An 18,154-nucleotide genomic window follows, 5' to 3' on the forward strand; every position below is an offset into this window, starting at 1 on the left:
ATCTTCAAATCAATAAATAGAGCTTAAAACCTTTTAATTTTTAATTCAAAATGCTGACCTAAATAAAATTTACGAGCCATTTCATCATCTGCAATTTGTTGGGGTGTGCCAGTTAGCATAATGTTTCCTTCTGCCAGTAAATAAGCCCTATCTGTGATAGATAAGGTTTCGTTCACATTATGATCGGTAATTAAAATGCCTATGTTTCTATGTTTTAAGCGGGCTACAATCATTTGAATTTCTTCTACCGCAATTGGATCTACTCCTGCAAAAGGTTCATCCAATAAAATAAATTTAGGATCGGCAGCTAAAGCCCTTGCTATCTCTGTTCTTCTTCTCTCGCCTCCTGAAAGTAAATCTCCTCTGTTTTTTCTTACTTTATGTAAGCTAAATTCATCTATAAGGGTTTCTAATTTCTCTCTTTGTTCGTCTTTTTTTAAGGTAGACATTTCTAGCACTGCTTTAATATTGTCTTCTACGCTTAATTTTCTAAATACCGAAGCTTCTTGTGCTAAATAGCCAATGCCTTTTTTTGCTCGGCGATACATAGGGTCAGCCGTAATGTCTTCATCATCTAAAAAAACTTTTCCTTCATTGGGTCTAATTAAACCTACAATCATGTAAAAAGAAGTGGTTTTTCCGGCTCCATTGGGGCCTAATAAACCTACAATTTCTCCTTGGTTTACATGGAAAGACACATTGTTTACAACAACTCTTTGCTTGTATTTTTTAATGAGGTTTTCTGCCTTTAAAATCATGAGCGATTAATATGTTTTTATGCCTTTAATATTTAACTGAATGTTTCTTTTTTCTTTCCAAACGTTTTCTTCTATGGTATAACAAATGTCAAATGGTTTTCCAATATTAATTTGCTCTAAGTGATTTCCAAAACCAAAACCAATGCAATCAAAAGTTGGACTATTTTGCTGTTTAATAGTCATTTTTAAATGATTGTTACCAACCATAGTGCCATAACCGTACGAAGATACATTTCTGCTCATAAACACAGGTGACATATTTTGTGGCCCAAAGGGTGCAAATTGATTTAATATTCTAAAAAATTTAGGATTAATTTGATTCAATTCTATTTCTGCTTCCATAGAAATTTCCTGTATCAGCAAATCATCTGTAATGGTTGCGCAAACTACTTCTTCAAATCGTTGGCTAAATGCGGCTACATTTTCTGTTTTCATGGTTAAACCTGCTGCATATTTATGGCCACCAAATTGCTCCAATAAATCACTGCATTCGCACAAAGCTTCATATAAATCATATCCTATAACAGATCTGGCAGAGCCTGCTACATGTCCGTTAGATTGAGTTAACACAATGGTTGGTCTGTAATATTTCTCGGTTAACCTTGAAGCTACAATTCCTATTACACCTTTATGCCAGCTTTCATGATAAACTACGGTAGATTTTCTGTGCTCCATTTCAGGGGAGTTTAAAATCATGTTTAAGGCTTGTTCGGTAATATTACTATCAAACTCTTTACGTTCGGCATTTTTTAGGTTGATGATAAAGCCTGCATCTTCGGCAATTTCTGTAGAAGCGGCAATTAATAATTGAACTGCTTTTTTTGCATCATCTATTCTGCCAGCGGCATTAATTCTTGGTCCAATGGCAAAAACAATATCGGTGATAGAAAAGTCATCGGTTTTACCAGAAAGTTCTATCAAAGCTTGTAAACCTTTGCATGGATTTTCGTTTAGTTTTTTTAATCCAAAATAGGCCAATGTTCTATTTTCGCCAGTAATAGGCACAATATCAGAGGCAATACTTACAGCTACTAAATCTAAATATTCTTCAACTGATGAAAATGGCAGGTTATTTTTATCGGCGTAAGCCTGAATTAATTTAAACCCTAAACCACAGCCCGAAAGTTCTTTATATGGATATTCGCAATCTTTTCTTTTTGGATCTAAAACAGCAACGGCAGCCGGAATTTCATCTCCCGGCAAATGGTGATCACAAATGATAAAATCTATTCCTTTTTCTGTTGCATAAGCAACTTTATCTACTGATTTAATGCCGCAATCTAAAGCGATAATAAGCGTATAATTATTTTCTGCGGCATATTCTATCCCTTGTGTAGATATTCCATAACCTTCTTTATACCTATCTGGTATGTAGTAATTTATATTGGGATGGATTTGCTTAAAAAACGAATAAGTTAAGGCTACCGAGGTGGTTCCATCAACATCATAATCTCCGTAAACTAGTATATGTTCTTCATTTTTGAGAGCCCTTTCTATTCTTTCAATAGCTTGTGGCATATCTTTCATTAAAAAAGGATCGTGAAGTAGACGTAAATCTGGTCTGAAAAAATCTTTTGCCTCTTCAAAAGAATGGATTCCTCTTTTTGCCATCATATTAGACAAAATCATATCTACATTTAATTCTTTTGAGAGTTTTTCAACTATTTGTGCATCAGCTTTTTCCTGCGCTACCCACCTTTTTTCCATATATTTGCTTCGTCTAACCCGTAAATATACATTTTATCAGTTTTGTTGTTATAACTAGCTAGGTAAAATATATTGGGTATTATTTATTCACAAATCTATTAAATTTGAAAGCTATTGCTCTGTACGAGGGGTCTTATTCTGTAGATGCTTCTAAAAAATTTATTCCGTTTGATCCTTCTGTTGATAAAGTTAGCGACCGACCAGCCTCCTTGTTTATTTTTATTCAGCCTTTTCTGATAAAAACAGATCGAGATTTAATATTGATTGATACCGGCTTAGGCTATAATGATGCGGATGGGAATTTAATTTTGCATGAAAACATTAAGAGAGCGGGTTATTTACCTGGTGATGTGACCAAGGTTTTGATGTCTCATTTGCATTTTGACCATAGCGGTGGAATGGTTTGGACAAAAGACGGTAAAATGGAGGTGAGTTTCCCAAATGCAGAATATTATATTCAACGTGGGGAATGGGAAACAGCTTATAGTAATATATCTAAATCCTATAAAACAGAAATATTTGATGTGGTTCAAAGATCAGGGCAAATTGTTTTTTTAGAGGGTGATGGATTTATTAATGATGAGATTAGTTATGAAATTACTGGCGGACATTGTGAATTTCACCAAGTCTTTCATATTCAAACAGGCGGAGAATATTATTTTTTTGGTGGCGATATTGTACCCGAACCAGAACAACTGCAAAGAAAGTTTATTGCTAAATATGATTTAGACGGTAAAAAAGCGATGGAACTTAGGGCAGTTTACGGAGAGAAAGCTGCTGAAAATAATTGGATTTGTTTATTTTATCACGCAAAATCAAGAGCTATAGGAAGAGTGAAAAAACAAGATCAAAACTTTTCTATTGATGCTATAGTTTAATTTTATATTTCTAAAGTTTGATATAAATCTTTTATTTTTTCTACTGTTAATGGTTTAGAAATAAATTTATTGACAGTAGTAAAAGTTTCTGCTTTACTAATGTCATCATTATAAACAGATGAGGATAGCATATTAATAACCACTTTCTTTTTTATGCTGTCTTTTATTAGCTCGTACTCTTCTAAAAAATCCCATCCATTCATTAAAGGCATATTAATGTCTAAGAATATGATATCAGGAAACTCATCTTGATTGGTAAGCTTAGATTTTACGTAATTTATGCCCTCCTGACCATTTAAACAAGTGTTTACTTTTGCTTGTGGCGGAATTTTGTCTATTAATTTAGCGGCTATAAAATTATTGATTTCATCATCATCAATAATTAAAATATGGAGCGGTTCCTTTATCATCTAAAACTTTTACGAATTAATATTTTTTAAGTTTCCAAAATTCCGAATTAAATTATTTTTTAATATTCGAGAATTTTTACGGTAATTAATAGCCTTATCTAATATCAATACGACTTTTTATGTTGCTTTGTGGGATAAAATTTATGATGTGCTTTTCTTATAATGTTGTATTACAATGATCTAATAAATTAGATTACCTCTAACGTGTTTTTGTTACTTTAAATATAAAATAAAAAAAAGAAAGATTGTAATTTTAAATAAAGAAGGGAGAATTGTATTTAAATAAAACAAACCTGAATACTTAGTATTCAGGTTTGTTTTATTTATCTCGGAAAATAAATACGAGTTTTAGAAATTATTTTTTTGCAACCAAATTGATATTTAATTCAAATTCATCATCAATAGCTTTGTCTCCAATACCAGCAATAAAGCTTTTTGAACCGTATTTAATATCAAATTGAGTTCTGTTAATTTTAACCCCTTTTGCTACTGCAACTATAAAGCTTCCTTGTTGTTTAACTGACGCTGGAAAAGAAACTGAATTTGTAATTCCTTTGATGGTTAAATCTCCAGTGATAGTTGCTTTTTCTGCACCGGCAGCTGTAATTTTGGTGATTACAAATTTAGAAGTTGGGTTTTTTTGAACAGAGAAAAAGTCGTCAGATTTTAAATGACCTAATAATTTTCCGCCATTTGTAGCGTCAAGATCTGTACAAGTCATGCTGGTCATATCCATTGCAAAAGTACCGCTAGCTAAAGCTTTTCCATTTGCATTTAAATTGCCCGAAGCAATTTTTATTTCTCCTGTATGTTGACCTGTCACTTTACGACCAATCCATTCAATTTTTGATTTAGCAACGTCTACCGTGTAAACATCTGCTTTTGGTTTAAATGCAAACAGTATCCCTGTTAATGCTAACAATACTAATAAATTCTTTTTCATAATTGAGTTTAAATTAACAATGCAAATGTATAACTAAATTTTAGATGTTTAAACACTTAATTAAATTATTAAATACTGTTACTTTAATATGACAGTTTGTGAAGTAAAATTTAAGCTTTATTTAGATTTTTAGAAAAATAGATGGTAAAAGTGGTGCTTTCATCCAGTTTACTGTCTACTTCAATTTTACCATTCATAGATTCTATGTGAGATTTAATGATAAATAAACCAATTCCTTTTCCATCTAAATGAGGCGTAAAACGCTGGTAAAGGCCAAATATTTTTGATTTATTTTTATCTAAATCAATTCCAATTCCATTGTCTTTTACTTTTAAAATAACATATTCATCGTTTTCTGATGTACTAATATGAATAGTTGAAGCCCTGTGCGGAGATTTATATTTTAAAGCGTTGGTAATTAAATTAATCAAAATACTTTCAAAGTATTTTTTAGAATAAATCATTGTTCTAACATCAAAAAGAGTAGTTATTTTAGCACCTGATGATACAAACTGATACTCTATAGAGGCAATAATTTGTTTTAATTCTGATTCAAAATCTATAACGGTTAAAGATTTATTTTCTGGCTTTTGGTGTGAAACAATTTCTATTAAATCATTTAATGTTTCCTCCAACTTATTTACTGATATTCCAATTTTATCACAAAAGATTTTGTTGTCATCAGACATGCTATCATGTTCAATCATATTAAAAAGGCTGGAAATGTTTACCACAGGGCCTCTTAAATTATGGGAAATGATGTAGGCAAATTTCTTTAATTCACTATTACTTTGCATCAATTCTTCTGAAATTTTTATTAATTCTTGTTCCTTTTTCTTGATTTCATTAATATCAATAATAACGCCTGATAGCTTTATAACTTTTTCGTTTTCTATGATAACTTTTGAGGATGATAAAATATAAATATATTCTCCATTGGCTTTAGCTATTCTAAATTGTAAAAGGTCATTTCCTCTTCCGCCACCCATATTTTGCTTAAATATTTTTCTTGATTTTTCCAAATCATCTGGATGGATAGCACTAAACGGATCAAAATCTAAACCTAAATTTTGAGGGTTAACTCCCAGCAAATTATACCACTGTTTACTAAAAGATTTTTGATTGGTTTTTAAATCCCAGTCCCATAAACAAATATTGGCACTTTGTAATATGAGTTCTATTTGTTCTTTACTTTCGTTAGCCACTGCTTCGGCTGTTTTACGTTGTTCTATTTCGTTTAAAAGGGCTTTAGTTTTTGTGTTAACAATTTTTCTAAGACGCCAGTTTAAAAACACCGTAACAATAAAAAGCAAGAAAATAATACCTAAAACAATAAGTGAGATGAAGATAATTCTTTGCCATTCATATTTGGTAGGTTTAAATATCAAACCATCAATGTTAGCATTTTGAGGAACTAATTTTAATTCTTTATAAACAGCTAGCATTTGTTGAAACCTACCTAGGTTAACATGCCCAACTTCTACAATATTAGATAAAACTAGTTTTTCTGTTTCATCTGCTTCAAAAAGCAAATTATTTTCAGTAATCCCTCTTTTTTTTACACCAGGTAACTTTAAAATATAGTTTATAATTTCTTGTTTATGACTGAGCGCATATTCCCAGCCTTCTATGCTTGCTTTATTAAATGCTTCTACGGTTTCAGAATTTTCTTGAGCGTAAGTTTCAGAAGTAAATATAAGATCGCCGTAAAAATCTAAACCATAATCAGAAGGTTTAATTAAAGAGGTTTGATAACCTAATTGTCTTAATTGTTCTGGTTCGGCAGTACTGTAAGCCGTAAATGCATCGGCTTTACCATTAATTAAATCTTCATTATTCCACGAGTGAGGAAGCAGTTGTGTAGATGCCAAGTCAATACCTTCTCTAAAAAACAAGGCTCTTAAAAGTAACCATCCTTGGTCCTCAGAAACCATTATTCTTTTTCCTACCAAGTCTGAAAGGGTACGAATATTACTTGTTTTAAGCGTCATTAAAACATAAGGAGAGTGTTGGAAAATTACAGACGTAACTTTCACTTTTTTACCTTTAATGTATTCGTATAAAATGTCTGAACCTGTTACTCCAAAATCTGCACTGCCACTTAAAACCTGTTTTAAAGGTGGTTTATTTATCCCACCTTCTATAATGTTTACATCTAAACCGTGTTTTTTATAAAATCCTTTAATTTGGGCAGCATAAAAACCGGCAAATTGAAATTGATGATGCCATTTTAGCTGTAAATTAATAGGTTTTAAATCTTCAGACTTAGCTATGCTTCGATTTGAAAAAAATAAAGAGAATACAAGAAAAGGTAAACATAGAAACCTCATTAAAGCTGTTTTTTCTAGAAGTTAAACAGTAAAATTAATTATTTTCACAATATAGCTATTTTTTTGAAAAATAATTACTCCGTTTAGGGTATTCAAAATGAGGTTAAATGATCCTAAAATTCAAAAAGTCTTGAACAAGAATGTCAAGACTTTTTGAATTGAAAATATAATGGAAATTTTAATTTACGGCATCCATTTCATATTCTTCTATTGGCGGACAGCTACAAATTAAAGTTCTATCACCAAAAGTATCATTTACTCTTCCTACTGAAGGCCAAAATTTATGTTCGGCAACGTAAGGTAAAGGAAAACCTGCTTTTTGACGGGTATAAGGTTTATCCCATTCGTTTCCGGTAATTACAGCGGCAGTATGAGGTGCATTTTTTAATGGATTATTTACTTTGTCTAATAAACCTGTTTCTACATCAGAAATTTCATTTCTGATGGCAATCATCGCATCGCAAAAACGGTCTAACTCATGTTTTGGTTCAGATTCTGTTGGTTCAACCATCAAAGTACCAGCAACCGGGAAAGAAACTGTTGGTGCATGGAAACCATAATCCATCAATCGTTTAGCAATATCTGTAACTTCTACACCAAAGTTTTTGAAACTTCTGCAATCTAAAATCATCTCATGCGCACATCTACCATTTGCACCGGCATATAACACTGGGTAATGGGCTTCTAATCTGGCCTTAATATAATTGGCATTTAAAATAGCAATTTTAGTAGCATTGGTTAATCCTTCTGCGCCCATCATAGCAATATAAGCATGAGAGATGAGTAGGATAGAGGCAGAACCCCAAGGCGCTGCCGAAACTGCTGATATTGATTTTTCTCCACCAATTTGTACAACTGTGTGGCCTGGTAAATAAGGTACTAAATGTTTTGCAACTCCAATTGGACCCATTCCGGGGCCACCACCACCGTGTGGAATACAAAAAGTCTTGTGTAAATTTAAATGACAAACATCAGCACCAATATTAGCTGGCGATGTTAAACCAACTTGTGCATTCATGTTAGCGCCATCCATATAAACTTGTCCACCATGTTGGTGAATGATATCACAAATCTCAATAATAGATTCTTCAAAAACACCATGTGTAGATGGATAAGTAACCATTAAGCAACTTAAATTTGCAGAGTGTTCTTCGGCTTTAGCCTTCAAATCTGCAACATCTATATTCCCTTTTTCATCACATTTGGTCACAATAATTTTCATTCCGGCCATTGCTGCCGAAGCTGGATTGGTGCCATGAGCAGATGAAGGAATTAAAGCAATATTTCTGTGGGAATCTCCTCTATCATGATGGTAAGCTCTAATTACCATTAAGCCAGTATATTCGCCTTGCGCACCTGCATTAGGTTGTAAACTCATAGCTGCAAAACCTGTAATTTCGCTTAACCAATCATTTAACTCGGCCATAATTTGCATGTAACCACCAGTCTGATCAACCGGAGCAAATGGATGTAAGTTTCCAAATTCTGGCCAAGTTACCGGAACCATTTCTGTGGTGGCATTCAATTTCATGGTGCAAGAACCCAAAGCAATCATAGAATGACAAAGCGATAAATCTTTTGCTTCTAATGATTTAATGTAACGCAACATTTCATGTTCTGAATGATGCTTGTTAAATATAGGGTGCGTTAAATAAGCTGATTGTCTTTGTAAAGAAGCCGGAATAACAGTTTCGATATTGCTTTTTAAAGAGTCAACATTAACATCATTTAAGTTTTTACCTTTTACTTTTCCAAAAACACGCACTAAAGTTTTAATATCTTCAACAGTGGTAGTTTCATTTAAAGAAATGGTAATAGACTCTCCATTATAGTGCAAATTCACTTCTTGGTTTAATGCTTCGGCATGAATAGGGTTTACCAAATTACCTACATTAAATCTTACGGTATCAAAAAATGTTTTGTTTTCCTGAGTAAAACCTAACTCAGCTAAAGATTTTGCTAACAATATAGCCTGACCATGAATTCTTTCGGCAATAGCTTTAATGCCTTTTGGACCATGATAAGTAGCATACATACCAGCCATAATAGCCAATAATGCTTGTGCTGTACAAATATTTGAAGTTGCTTTATCTCTACGGATATGTTGTTCTCTGGTTTGTAAAGCCATACGCAAAGCATAGTTTTCATGCGCATCTATGGTTACCCCAATAATTCTACCCGGCATAGAGCGTTTGTACTCTTCTTTTGTAGCAAAAAAAGCAGCATGTGGACCGCCAAATCCCATCGGAATTCCAAAACGTTGCGTGGTTCCAACTACAATATCAGCTCCCCACTCTCCCGGAGGAGTTAACAATGCTAAGCTCATAATATCAGCAGCAACCGTTAATTTGATGTTTTTTTGATGAGCAGCATCGGCGAAAGCCTGATAATTATAAACCTCTCCACTGCCAGCAGGGTATTGCACCAAAGCACCAAACATATTTTCGGTGAGTTCAATGGTTTCGTGGTTTCCAATCACCAAATCAATGCCGTAAGGTTGCGCTCTGGTTTTTAAAATATCTATAGTTTGAGGGAAAACTTCTTCAGAAACAAAATAGGTTTTAGCATTATCGTTTTTACGCAAACTGTATTGTAAAAACATGGCTTCGGCAGCAGCGGTTCCTTCGTCTAATAAAGAAGCATTGGCAATTTGCATTCCTGTTAAATCCAAAACCATAGTTTGAAAATTTAACAAAGCTTGTAAACGTCCTTGTGCAATTTCGGCCTGATAAGGCGTATATTGAGTGTACCAGCCTGGGTTTTCTAAAATATTTCTTTGAATTACACCCGGTACAATTACCCCATGATAACCCTGCCCGATGTATGATTTAAAAACTTTGTTTTTAGAAGCAACCTGTTTCAGATCATTTAAATACTGAAACTCACTTTTTGCAACAGGCAAATCCATTGGTTTGGCTAATCTGATGTTTTGTGGCACCGTTTGCGCAATCAATTCATCTAAAGAATTTACACCAACTGTTTTCAACATGGCTTGCGTATCCTGCTCATTTGGTGCGATATGCCTTTGCTCAAATTGCTCTTGATAATCTACATTTAATCTCATTCGGGGGCTATATTTTAAATCTTTATAATCGAATTTAAATGGCATTAACTCGATGGTTAATCAAGCGGCAAAAGTACTAAAATCAAACCGCTTCTTAAAGGTTTAACAAAGGGAATATTGTAAAGTTTTTGGGGTAAAAGAAATTGTTTTTTTGGGAAGGGTTTTGAAGCTTGTAAAATGAGTAAATGGTATGAAATTTTGGGCGTATCCCCGAAGAAAAATCGGGGTCGGGCTTTTTTGTTGCAATCTTTTTGTGAAAAACAAAAAGGATTTTCACGTCAATCCCTTACGCAGTAGAAACGAGTACAGCTATTTATCATCATAATGCCCTTTGGCAGAAATCACAAAAACAGTTACAATACTTTCTTCAATTTTATAAATTAATCTATCTCTTTGGTTGATTCTTCTTGACCATAGACCAGCATATTTATATTTCAACAATTCAGGTTTGCCAATTCCTTGAGCTGGTGTTTCGGATAATTCGTTAAAAATTTGCTCTACTTTTTGAATACTATTTTTATCCCCTGATTTTTGAATTGCCTTTAAATCTCTTTTGGTTTTTTCTGATAGATTTAAAGAATATTTTCCCATAAAGTTTTATCTGGGTCTAAAGTGGTAAATCTTCCAGCTTTTATATCTGCCAATCCTTCTTCTATAGCTTCAATATTTTTTGGATTATCAAAGTAATCATCTTCACTAATGCGTTCCTGCTTTCTCAATTCAAACATTTCAGATTTTCCTCGCTGAATAATAATTCTTTCTTTATCGGCTAAATCTAAATACTTTTTTAAATTCCCTCTTAACTCACTTGGACTAATCACTATCATGACAATTTTATTTAGTACATATAAATGTACACAATAATGTATTTAATTGTAAAATAAAAATGATTTTAAATTTTATTTCACCTCAATCCACTTACCATCACCTTTTACTTTCAACTCACCAAAACTCACACAATTCTCATCAGGAATTCCATTTTCTTTCAATAATGCTTCAAATTCTGTTACAAATTGAGGTTCTACGGCAACCAATAAACCTCCACTGGTTTGTGGGTCGGCGAGGATGTGTTTTTGTCTTTCGGTAATTTTACCAATTTTATGTCCGTAGCTTGCCCAATTTCTTAGGGTTCCGCCGGGGATTGATTTCTGTTCTAAATATTCATCAATTACGTTGAGTTTTGGAACTTTATCAAAATCAATGGTCGCTTGTAAATTACTGCCTTCGCACATTTCAGAAAGGTGACCAAGCAATCCAAAACCAGTAACATCTGTCATTGCGGTGATATAATCTAAATTGCCAAAAACTTCCCCAATTTTATTGAGTTTTGCCATAGATTTTGGAGCAATATCAGTATGTTCAGCTTTTAAAATTCCTTTCTTTTGAGCGGTGGTTAAAATACCAACTCCCAAAGCTTTAGTGAGGTATAATTTGCATCCCGCTTTAGCGGTAGAATTTTGTTTTAGGTTTTTGATGTCCACCATTCCGTTAACAGACAAACCAAAAACGGGTTCGGGGCAATCAATACTATGACCACCTGCAAGCGTTATTCCCGCTTCAGCACATATTGAACGAGCGCCTTCTAAAACTTTTTGTGCTACTTCTGGAGCGAGTTTATCAATTGGCCAACCCAGTATCGCAATCGCTAAAACTGGTTTCCCGCCCATGGCATACACATCAGAAATAGCATTTGCCGATGCAATTCTTCCAAAATCAAAAGCATCATCTACAATAGGCATAAAGAAATCGGTGGTAGAAATTAAAGCCATTCCGTTGCCTAAATCGTAAGCTGCGGCATCATCTCGGGTATCGTTACCAACTAATAGATTTTTATCTGCTTCATATTTGGTAGTGCTATGTAGAATTTTATCTAAAACGGCAGGAGAGATTTTACATCCGCAACCAGCGCCATGAGAATATTGAGTGAGTTTTATGTTTTCCATTTTATATTTTTTTTGTTGTCTCGAATACACGAAACATGCGGTTATTCTTTTGTTTTCATTAGTGCGTTGTTGGCGTTTTATAGTTCGTTTTTTGCCGCGAATACACGAATTTTCACGAATCTGTTCGTGTTGATTACATTGCTTTTATGTTTATTGTTGCGTAAGAGCTATTTTTTAAAATTATCTCGTTCAGATTTGTGCATTCGTGGCATTTCATTTTTATCACAATTTTTTTCCACGAATACACGAATTCTAAATTGAGAAATTTTGTTATTGGTGATTTTACTTGTCTATAAATTTCAAAATTGCTTTCGCATTTTCTTTTGGATTGATCTTTTCTAAACCTATTGTTTGAAGGTTTAAAACGGCTCTATTATTCAATCCCTTTTGATAAGTTTTATCATAGTAAACCAATACTTGATTAATGAAATCTTTCATTCTTCCTTCATCAATAGCCTGTAAAGTGAGTTTGGTTTCTAACGGACCTAATCTTTTAGCAATTCTTAAAACAGATTCTTTTAAGAAGTCTTTATCTAAACTTCCGTAATCTTCATTTAAAAAATTGACTCTTTCTTCTTTTGGAATCTCCATTTTAATAATAGGAGCTTTTCTCATTTGCTCCCAAATTGGCTTTGGAATTACTCTTTTTCCAATGGTTACGCTTTCATCTTCTAACCAAATTGGTTTAGATAAATCCATTCTTTGAAGTTCTAAACCCAATAAGTTTTCAAATTGTTCTTGTGAGGGCTGAATCATTTTTCCCATTGAGCCAAAAGAAGAACCTTGATGTTGCGCCAGATCTTCTAAGTCGATCACCTGCTCGCCCAATGCTTTCATTTCTTGCAAAGTTTTGGTTTTAGCACAACCAGTGCTTCCGCTCAAAATTGTAAAAGGGTAATTGTTAGAAAAAGCATCTATTCCTGATCTTCTGAAAGTTTTGTAGCCTCCTTTTAGCGTATAAACTTCAAAACCATATAAATCAAAAGCCCAAGCCATGGCGCCACTTCGCATTCCGCCTCGCCAACAATGAACCATTATTTTTTTATCAGGCGCTAATTTTTCGGCTTCTTTGATGAATTCAGCCCATTTTGGCCCGGTTAATTCAAAGCCTAATAATATGGCTGGTTGCCTGCCTTGTTGTTTATAGGCTGTTCCTACAATCACTCTTTCTTCGTTGGTGAAAATTGGAATGTTTAATGCTCCTGGAATATGACCTTGTTGGAATTCTAAAGGAGTACGGACATCTACAACTATAGTGGTTTTTGCTTTTTCTAAGAATTCTGAAAGGGAGAGTTGTTTGACCATTAATCCTATTTGAGTTTTGGATTTCTTTTTTCGTGGAAGATTGATGCAATTAGGATTTCATTATTTACTTCATCAATCTCATAAATAATCAAATATGGATAGTTTTTCATCACAAACTCTCTATACTTCGATGCCTTATTTGGATAGTGTTTAGGGTTTTTAGCAATGACTTGAAAATCAAGTTTTACTTGATTAATAAATTTCTCTCCAAGACCACTTTTTTGTTTTTCATACCATTCATAGGACTTTGATAATTCTCTTTGTGCCTTTAAGTATAAAACAGTTTTATAAGTGATCATTTTTTTGGGCTTTTAATTTTAGGATTTCTTCTTTTGCTTCTTCAAAAGTAAAACCTCTATCAAGTCCCTCTTTGTAACGTCTTCCTCTTTCATCCAATTCAGCTACAAATTCTTTATCCTCCCACCAATCTAAACTTTTATCAATATCACTTTCTACCAAAGTAAAAATGGCTTTAATCTTTTTATCATCAGCAGTCTTGATGTAATCTTGCAGTTTTTTTCTGATTGCTGTTATGGTCATGATCACTAATTTTTCTTATTCAAATATAATTATTTCAACTGGTACAAATAACGTTGAATAGTGTTTTCTAAACCTAAATATAAAGCATCACAAATTAAAGCATGGCCAATGCTTACTTCTAATAAACCCGGTATATTTTGGGCAAAATATTGGAGATTATGCAAATCTAAATCATGACCGGCATTAATTCCTAAGCCTACTTTATTAGCGGTTTGTACGGCTAAAATATAAGGTGCAATTGCTTTTTCTTTGTCTTGATGAAAGGTAGAGGCATATGCTTCTGTGTAGAGTTCAATTCTGTCTGTTCCGGTGGTTTTTGCAGCTTCTACCATTTCTGGGTTTGGATCTACAAATATGGAAACACGAATTTCATTTTCTTTAAAAACAGCAATGATATCTTGTAAATAGTTTTGGTTTTTGATGGTGTCCCAACCATGATTAGAAGTGATTTGCCCTAAAACATCTGGTACTAAAGTAACTTGAGCAGGTTGATTAGCTAAAACTAATTCAACAAATTTTTGCTCTTCGCAGTTTCCTTCAATGTTAAATTCTGTTTTAATGACTGATTTTAAATCGAAAGTGTCTTGATAGCGGATGTGTCTTTCATCTGGGCGAGGATGTACGGTGATTCCTTGTGCTCCAAAGCGTTCGCAATCTAAAGCGGTTTTTACTAAATCAGGATTGTTGCCGCCACGAGAATTACGTAATGTGGCTATTTTATTAATGTTGACAGATAATTTTGCTTGAGACATATACAAATATAGAAATGCTCAAAGGTTTAATTTAGTTTTAGACCGAAGAATATTATTCTTTCAATAATTTAAAACTAGTGGCTTTAAATCTGCCTTTCACAATTGTTCCTTTTACTTGAGCTTTTTTTATGGCATTACAAAAACCATCATCAGCATGGGCATCGCCGTGATCATCTATTTTTGTGCCGTCAACAAAGTAGGCTTTGCCATCAATTCTTACGGCTAAATCACAACCTTTTTGAGTTTTTAATTGGAAATTACATTGACCGCAAGAGACTTCTGCTACTTGGTTAATTTCTTTTTCTTTTGTTTTTTCTTGAGCAAATAAAAAGCTGGTGCTTAAAAAGAAAAGGAAGAATAATGTGGAAAAGATCTTGTTTGAAATAGTCATGATTAGTATCATTTAATATAGTTACTAAACTACATTTTTAACAAGGAAATTAGGAGAGAAATTTCAAAATATTCTATTTTTTCATTTGAAAAAATAGAATATTTTAGATTTTATTTAAGCTGTAGCCACTAATTTGCTGGTGCTTCTGTAAACGAAAGAGCTAAAAATGTGTCTTCTGGCAAATCTTCCTCTAGAATCAGCATTTACTAATTTAACGTAAACTGCTTTAGGCACATCAAAGTATTCGTAAATGTTGCCATCTAAAAATTCTACTTTTAAGACTTGAGATTTATACTCAAAATCTTGAATATTTGAATTAGTAATGGTTTCTGTATATTCTGGTAATGATTGCTGACGAGTTTCTGGCGCAATACTTACTAAAAAATGGTAAGCTTCAATCATTTTGGTAGTATTGGTTTCGGCATTGTGTTTTTCTACAGCATCCTGAAACTTATCTGGATGCCAAGTTTTCATTAAACTACGGTAAACCGATTTTAATTCAGCTAAAGTAGCATCTTCTGTAACCTCTAATAATTTTCTGTAATCAACAATTTTCTTCATAACATTTAATTTTATTGTTGAGCAGATGAGGACATTCTAAACATCTTTTCAAAATAATTTGGCGCAAAGGTAGGTTTTTAAAAATAAAAATCATCATGGAGGTGACTAATAGCTTTTTAAGTTTAACTTTTTTCGCACTGTACTGAATTTATAAACCCGATGGGAGCATTTGTTTGAGCTCTTTTTAATGCTTTTTTGGAGCATTAAAAAAGCGAGTGCGGACAGCGGGACTACCGGAACGGCAGAGCACAGAAACCTGCTTTTCTAAAATAAAAAAAAACCGCCCTGATAAACAGAGCGGTCTTGATACTTGATACTAATATCTTGATACTTAGTAACGGTAAGCGTCGTTTTTAAACGGACCCTCTACAGTTACGCCTATGTATTCTGCTTGATCTGATCTTAATGTTTCTAATTCTACACCAATTTTGGCTAAGTGTAAACGAGCAACTTTCTCATCTAAAGTTTTTGGCAATACATAAACCTTATTTTCATAAGCTGCAGTATTGGTCCATAATTCTAGTTGAGCCAAAGTTTGGTTAGTGAATGAGTTAGACATTACAAAACTTGGGTGACCAGTTGCGCAACCTAAATTCACTAAACGGCCTTCTGCCAATACAATTACATCGTTTCCATCAATAGTATATTTATCTACTTGAGGTTTGATTTCGATTTTAGTATCGCCATAAGTTGAATTTAACCAAGCCATATCAATTTCGTTATCAAAGTGACCGATGTTACAAACGATGGCTTTGTCTTTTAACGATTTAAAATGCTCGCCTCTTACGATGTCTTTATTACCAGTTGCGGTAACTACAATATCGGCTTCTTTAATGGCGGTATTTAATCTTTTTACTTCATAACCTTCCATTGCTGCTTGTAAAGCGCAAATTGGGTCAATTTCTGTGACAATAACTCTTACGCCTGCTCTACTTAAAGATTCTGCAGAACCTTTACCCACATCGCCATAACCACAAACAACGGCTACTTTACCAGCCATCATAATATCTGTTGCTCTACGAATTGCGTCAACTAAAGACTCACGACAACCGTATTTGTTATCAAATTTAGATTTTGTTACAGAATCGTTGATGTTGATTGCAGGCATTAATAAAGTTCCTTTTTTAACACGATCGTGTAAACGTAGAACGCCTGTAGTGGTTTCTTCTGAAATTCCTTTGATGCCAGCGGCTAATTCTGGGTATCTGTCTAAAACCATATTGGTTAAATCGCCACCATCATCTAAAATCATGTTTAATGGTTCGCGGTTTTCTCCGAAGAATAAAGTTTGCTCAATACACCAATCAAATTCTTCTTCGTTTAAGCCTTTCCAAGCGTAAACGGGAACACCAGCAGCAGCAATTGCAGCAGCAGCGTGATCTTGTGTGGAGAAAATGTTACAAGAAGACCAGGTTACATCTGCACCTAATTCTACCAAAGTTTCAATTAAAACTGCGGTTTGAATGGTCATGTGTAAACAGCCTGCAATTCTAGCTCCTTTTAAAGGTTTGCTTGCGCCAAACTCTTCTCTAAGTGCCATTAAACCTGGCATTTCTGCTTCGGCTAATCCAATTTCTTTTCTTCCCCATTCGGCTAGGGAAATGTCCTTTACTTTAAAAGGAACGTAATTTGTCTCTACTGATGACATAGTTTGTTTTTTAAGTGAGCTGCAAAGGTAGGGAATAGGGGTGTGAATTTCAAATGGTTAACAGTAAGTTAATGGGAGGGTTGATTTATGACAAACCCTTGATACGCTTTTTTATTAGTAAGCAGTTAAAAGCTTAATTCAATTTAGAAATAGAATTTTTCTTGATAATAGAAATGCTACAAAACTGCCACCGCTTTACGCCAAAACACTTTAACGTTATCAATATTGATTTTTTTTCTGGCCAAAGCTAAATCATAATTTTCTTGCGCCCTTAACCAAAAATCAGGACTCGTATCAAAAGCCTTAGCTAATTTTAAAGCCATTTCTGGACTTATACCTTGCTTTTGATTAATAATAGCTGATAAAGTTTTACGGCTAATTTCTAAACCAGCAGCAACTTCTTCTAAAGTCAGCTTGCTTTGCGTTTCTTCTTTAATACCGTCAATAGTTTCTTTTATTAGCTCACCGGGGTGTGCTGGTGCAAACATTGCCATAATTCTAGTTTTAATGATAATCTAAATAGTCAACGTCTAAAACATTTTCCTTATCAAATCTAAATATGATTCGATAATTTTTGTCAACTTTTACACTCCAAAAGGGATATAAATCTCCTGAAAGTTGATGGAGATGATAGCCAGGAACGTTCATGTCTTCAGCACTTAAAGCTGCATCTAAACGAGTTAATATCAGCCTAATCTTGCTAATATGCATAGGCTGTAATTTTGAACTATCTCCTTTGAGGTAAAAGGCTTTTAATCCTTTATGTTTGATGTTAAGTATCAATAATCAAATATACAATGTAACCCTTTAAGTTACAAACTAAAAAATAAGGAAGAATCATATTTATGACAAACCCTTGATAAGCTTTTTTAGTAGTAAACAGTTAAAAGCTTAATTTTGCAGTGTTAATTTTAAAACTTTCAA

19 protein-coding genes are annotated in these 18,154 nt (G+C 33.6%); 1 reads left to right on the plus strand and 18 read right to left on the minus strand.

Features of this window, described 5'->3' with window-relative positions; translation table 11 throughout:
* Positions 1-23 precede the first annotated feature (23 nt).
* Both lptB and recJ read right to left on the minus strand, forming a co-directional pair.
* Positions 24-758, minus strand: coding sequence for an LPS export ABC transporter ATP-binding protein (gene lptB, locus FA046_RS14220; protein WP_136827203.1), 735 nt, complete (start codon positions 756-758; stop codon positions 24-26).
* A gap of 6 nt (positions 759-764) precedes the next feature.
* Positions 765-2,465: a single-stranded-DNA-specific exonuclease RecJ gene (gene recJ / locus FA046_RS14225; RefSeq protein WP_136827204.1), complete on the minus strand. Its 1,701-nt coding sequence runs from the start codon at positions 2,463-2,465 to the stop codon at positions 765-767.
* A 104-nt stretch (positions 2,466-2,569) separates the two neighbouring features.
* Between recJ and FA046_RS14230 the strand changes: the two genes are divergently transcribed.
* Positions 2,570-3,343, plus strand: coding sequence for an MBL fold metallo-hydrolase (locus FA046_RS14230; protein WP_136827205.1), 774 nt, complete (start codon positions 2,570-2,572; stop codon positions 3,341-3,343).
* A 2-nt stretch (positions 3,344-3,345) separates the two neighbouring features.
* On the opposite strand, the gene FA046_RS14235 is transcribed toward FA046_RS14230, so the two are convergent.
* The 16 genes from FA046_RS14235 to FA046_RS14310 form a co-directional block, all read right to left on the minus strand.
* Complete coding sequence (locus FA046_RS14235; protein WP_136827206.1) at positions 3,346-3,753, minus strand: response regulator; 408 nt, start codon at positions 3,751-3,753, stop codon at positions 3,346-3,348.
* A gap of 355 nt (positions 3,754-4,108) precedes the next feature.
* Positions 4,109-4,696 carry a YceI family protein gene (locus FA046_RS14240; protein WP_136827207.1) on the minus strand — a complete coding sequence of 196 codons (588 nt, stop codon included), beginning with the start codon at positions 4,694-4,696 and terminating at the stop codon, positions 4,109-4,111.
* A 110-nt stretch (positions 4,697-4,806) separates the two neighbouring features.
* Entirely contained in the window at positions 4,807-7,026 is a 2,220-nt protein-coding gene (locus FA046_RS14245) for an ABC transporter substrate-binding protein (protein ID WP_136827208.1), read from the minus strand.
* Between the two features lie 178 nt (positions 7,027-7,204).
* A complete protein-coding gene (gene gcvP, locus FA046_RS14250) occupies positions 7,205-10,090 on the minus strand; it encodes an aminomethyl-transferring glycine dehydrogenase (protein ID WP_136827209.1) in 2,886 nt (961 codons plus the stop codon).
* A gap of 309 nt (positions 10,091-10,399) precedes the next feature.
* Positions 10,400-10,681 (minus strand): Txe/YoeB family addiction module toxin, encoded by a 282-nt coding sequence (locus FA046_RS14255; RefSeq protein ID WP_136827210.1) that lies wholly within the window; start codon positions 10,679-10,681, stop codon positions 10,400-10,402.
* Positions 10,663-10,917, minus strand: coding sequence for a type II toxin-antitoxin system Phd/YefM family antitoxin (locus tag FA046_RS14260; protein ID WP_136827211.1), 255 nt, complete (start codon positions 10,915-10,917; stop codon positions 10,663-10,665). Before FA046_RS14260 ends, FA046_RS14255 begins: the two co-directional genes overlap by 19 nt.
* Before the next feature lie 72 nt (positions 10,918-10,989).
* On the minus strand, positions 10,990-12,033 hold the full coding sequence (selD, locus tag FA046_RS14265; RefSeq protein ID WP_136827212.1) for a selenide, water dikinase SelD: 1,044 nt from the start codon (positions 12,031-12,033) through the stop codon (positions 10,990-10,992).
* A 282-nt stretch (positions 12,034-12,315) separates the two neighbouring features.
* Positions 12,316-13,338, minus strand: coding sequence for a tRNA 2-selenouridine(34) synthase MnmH (gene mnmH, locus FA046_RS14270; RefSeq protein WP_136827213.1), 1,023 nt, complete (start codon positions 13,336-13,338; stop codon positions 12,316-12,318).
* 5 nt (positions 13,339-13,343) lie between these two features.
* Positions 13,344-13,637, minus strand: a complete 294-nt coding sequence (locus FA046_RS14275; RefSeq protein WP_136827214.1) for a type II toxin-antitoxin system RelE/ParE family toxin — start codon at positions 13,635-13,637, stop codon at positions 13,344-13,346.
* A complete protein-coding gene (locus tag FA046_RS14280; protein ID WP_136827215.1) occupies positions 13,624-13,878 on the minus strand; it encodes a hypothetical protein in 255 nt (84 codons plus the stop codon). Before FA046_RS14280 ends, FA046_RS14275 begins: the two co-directional genes overlap by 14 nt.
* A 29-nt stretch (positions 13,879-13,907) precedes the next feature.
* On the minus strand, positions 13,908-14,630 hold the full coding sequence (locus FA046_RS14285) for a pyridoxine 5'-phosphate synthase (protein ID WP_136827216.1): 723 nt from the start codon (positions 14,628-14,630) through the stop codon (positions 13,908-13,910).
* Positions 14,631-14,682: 52 nt separating this feature from the next.
* The gene (locus FA046_RS14290) at positions 14,683-15,021 is read right to left on the minus strand and encodes a DUF6370 family protein (RefSeq protein WP_205943662.1); all 339 of its coding nucleotides are present in this window, start codon (positions 15,019-15,021) and stop codon (positions 14,683-14,685) included.
* Between the two features lie 114 nt (positions 15,022-15,135).
* Positions 15,136-15,582: a KTSC domain-containing protein gene (locus FA046_RS14295; RefSeq protein WP_136827217.1), complete on the minus strand. Its 447-nt coding sequence runs from the start codon at positions 15,580-15,582 to the stop codon at positions 15,136-15,138.
* A gap of 331 nt (positions 15,583-15,913) precedes the next feature.
* Positions 15,914-17,230: an adenosylhomocysteinase gene (ahcY, locus tag FA046_RS14300; protein ID WP_136827218.1), complete on the minus strand. Its 1,317-nt coding sequence runs from the start codon at positions 17,228-17,230 to the stop codon at positions 15,914-15,916.
* Positions 17,231-17,406: 176 nt separating this feature from the next.
* Positions 17,407-17,724 carry a HigA family addiction module antitoxin gene (locus FA046_RS14305; RefSeq protein WP_136827219.1) on the minus strand — a complete coding sequence of 106 codons (318 nt, stop codon included), beginning with the start codon at positions 17,722-17,724 and terminating at the stop codon, positions 17,407-17,409.
* A gap of 10 nt (positions 17,725-17,734) precedes the next feature.
* Positions 17,735-18,013 (minus strand): type II toxin-antitoxin system RelE/ParE family toxin, encoded by a 279-nt coding sequence (locus FA046_RS14310; RefSeq protein WP_136827220.1) that lies wholly within the window; start codon positions 18,011-18,013, stop codon positions 17,735-17,737.
* Positions 18,014-18,154 lie beyond the last annotated feature (141 nt).

The sequence above is a fragment of the Pedobacter cryophilus genome, from assembly GCF_005116455.1.
Classification (GTDB): Bacteria; Bacteroidota; Bacteroidia; order Sphingobacteriales; family Sphingobacteriaceae; genus Pseudopedobacter; species Pseudopedobacter cryophilum.

What these genes read in the sequence shown, in the direction of transcription:
- FA046_RS14275 (WP_136827214.1), bottom strand. Translation starts at nt 13,637, where the DNA reads ATGATCACTTATAAAACTGTTTTATACTTAAAGGCACAAAGAGAATTA.
- FA046_RS14235 (WP_136827206.1), bottom strand. Translation starts at nt 3,753, where the DNA reads ATGATAAAGGAACCGCTCCATATTTTAATTATTGATGATGATGAAATC.
- gcvP (WP_136827209.1), bottom strand. Translation starts at nt 10,090, where the DNA reads ATGAGATTAAATGTAGATTATCAAGAGCAATTTGAGCAAAGGCATATC.
- FA046_RS14290 (WP_205943662.1), bottom strand. Translation starts at nt 15,021, where the DNA reads ATGACTATTTCAAACAAGATCTTTTCCACATTATTCTTCCTTTTCTTT.
- FA046_RS14295 (WP_136827217.1), bottom strand. Translation starts at nt 15,582, where the DNA reads ATGAAGAAAATTGTTGATTACAGAAAATTATTAGAGGTTACAGAAGAT.
- lptB (WP_136827203.1), bottom strand. Translation starts at nt 758, where the DNA reads ATGATTTTAAAGGCAGAAAACCTCATTAAAAAATACAAGCAAAGAGTT.
- recJ (WP_136827204.1), bottom strand. Translation starts at nt 2,465, where the DNA reads ATGGAAAAAAGGTGGGTAGCGCAGGAAAAAGCTGATGCACAAATAGTT.
- FA046_RS14285 (WP_136827216.1), bottom strand. Translation starts at nt 14,630, where the DNA reads ATGTCTCAAGCAAAATTATCTGTCAACATTAATAAAATAGCCACATTA.
- FA046_RS14260 (WP_136827211.1), bottom strand. Translation starts at nt 10,917, where the DNA reads ATGATAGTGATTAGTCCAAGTGAGTTAAGAGGGAATTTAAAAAAGTAT.
- FA046_RS14240 (WP_136827207.1), bottom strand. Translation starts at nt 4,696, where the DNA reads ATGAAAAAGAATTTATTAGTATTGTTAGCATTAACAGGGATACTGTTT.
- FA046_RS14280 (WP_136827215.1), bottom strand. Translation starts at nt 13,878, where the DNA reads ATGACCATAACAGCAATCAGAAAAAAACTGCAAGATTACATCAAGACT.
- ahcY (WP_136827218.1), bottom strand. Translation starts at nt 17,230, where the DNA reads ATGTCATCAGTAGAGACAAATTACGTTCCTTTTAAAGTAAAGGACATT.
- FA046_RS14305 (WP_136827219.1), bottom strand. Translation starts at nt 17,724, where the DNA reads ATGGCAATGTTTGCACCAGCACACCCCGGTGAGCTAATAAAAGAAACT.
- FA046_RS14245 (WP_136827208.1), bottom strand. Translation starts at nt 7,026, where the DNA reads ATGAGGTTTCTATGTTTACCTTTTCTTGTATTCTCTTTATTTTTTTCA.
- FA046_RS14255 (WP_136827210.1), bottom strand. Translation starts at nt 10,681, where the DNA reads ATGGGAAAATATTCTTTAAATCTATCAGAAAAAACCAAAAGAGATTTA.
- mnmH (WP_136827213.1), bottom strand. Translation starts at nt 13,338, where the DNA reads ATGGTCAAACAACTCTCCCTTTCAGAATTCTTAGAAAAAGCAAAAACC.
- selD (WP_136827212.1), bottom strand. Translation starts at nt 12,033, where the DNA reads ATGGAAAACATAAAACTCACTCAATATTCTCATGGCGCTGGTTGCGGA.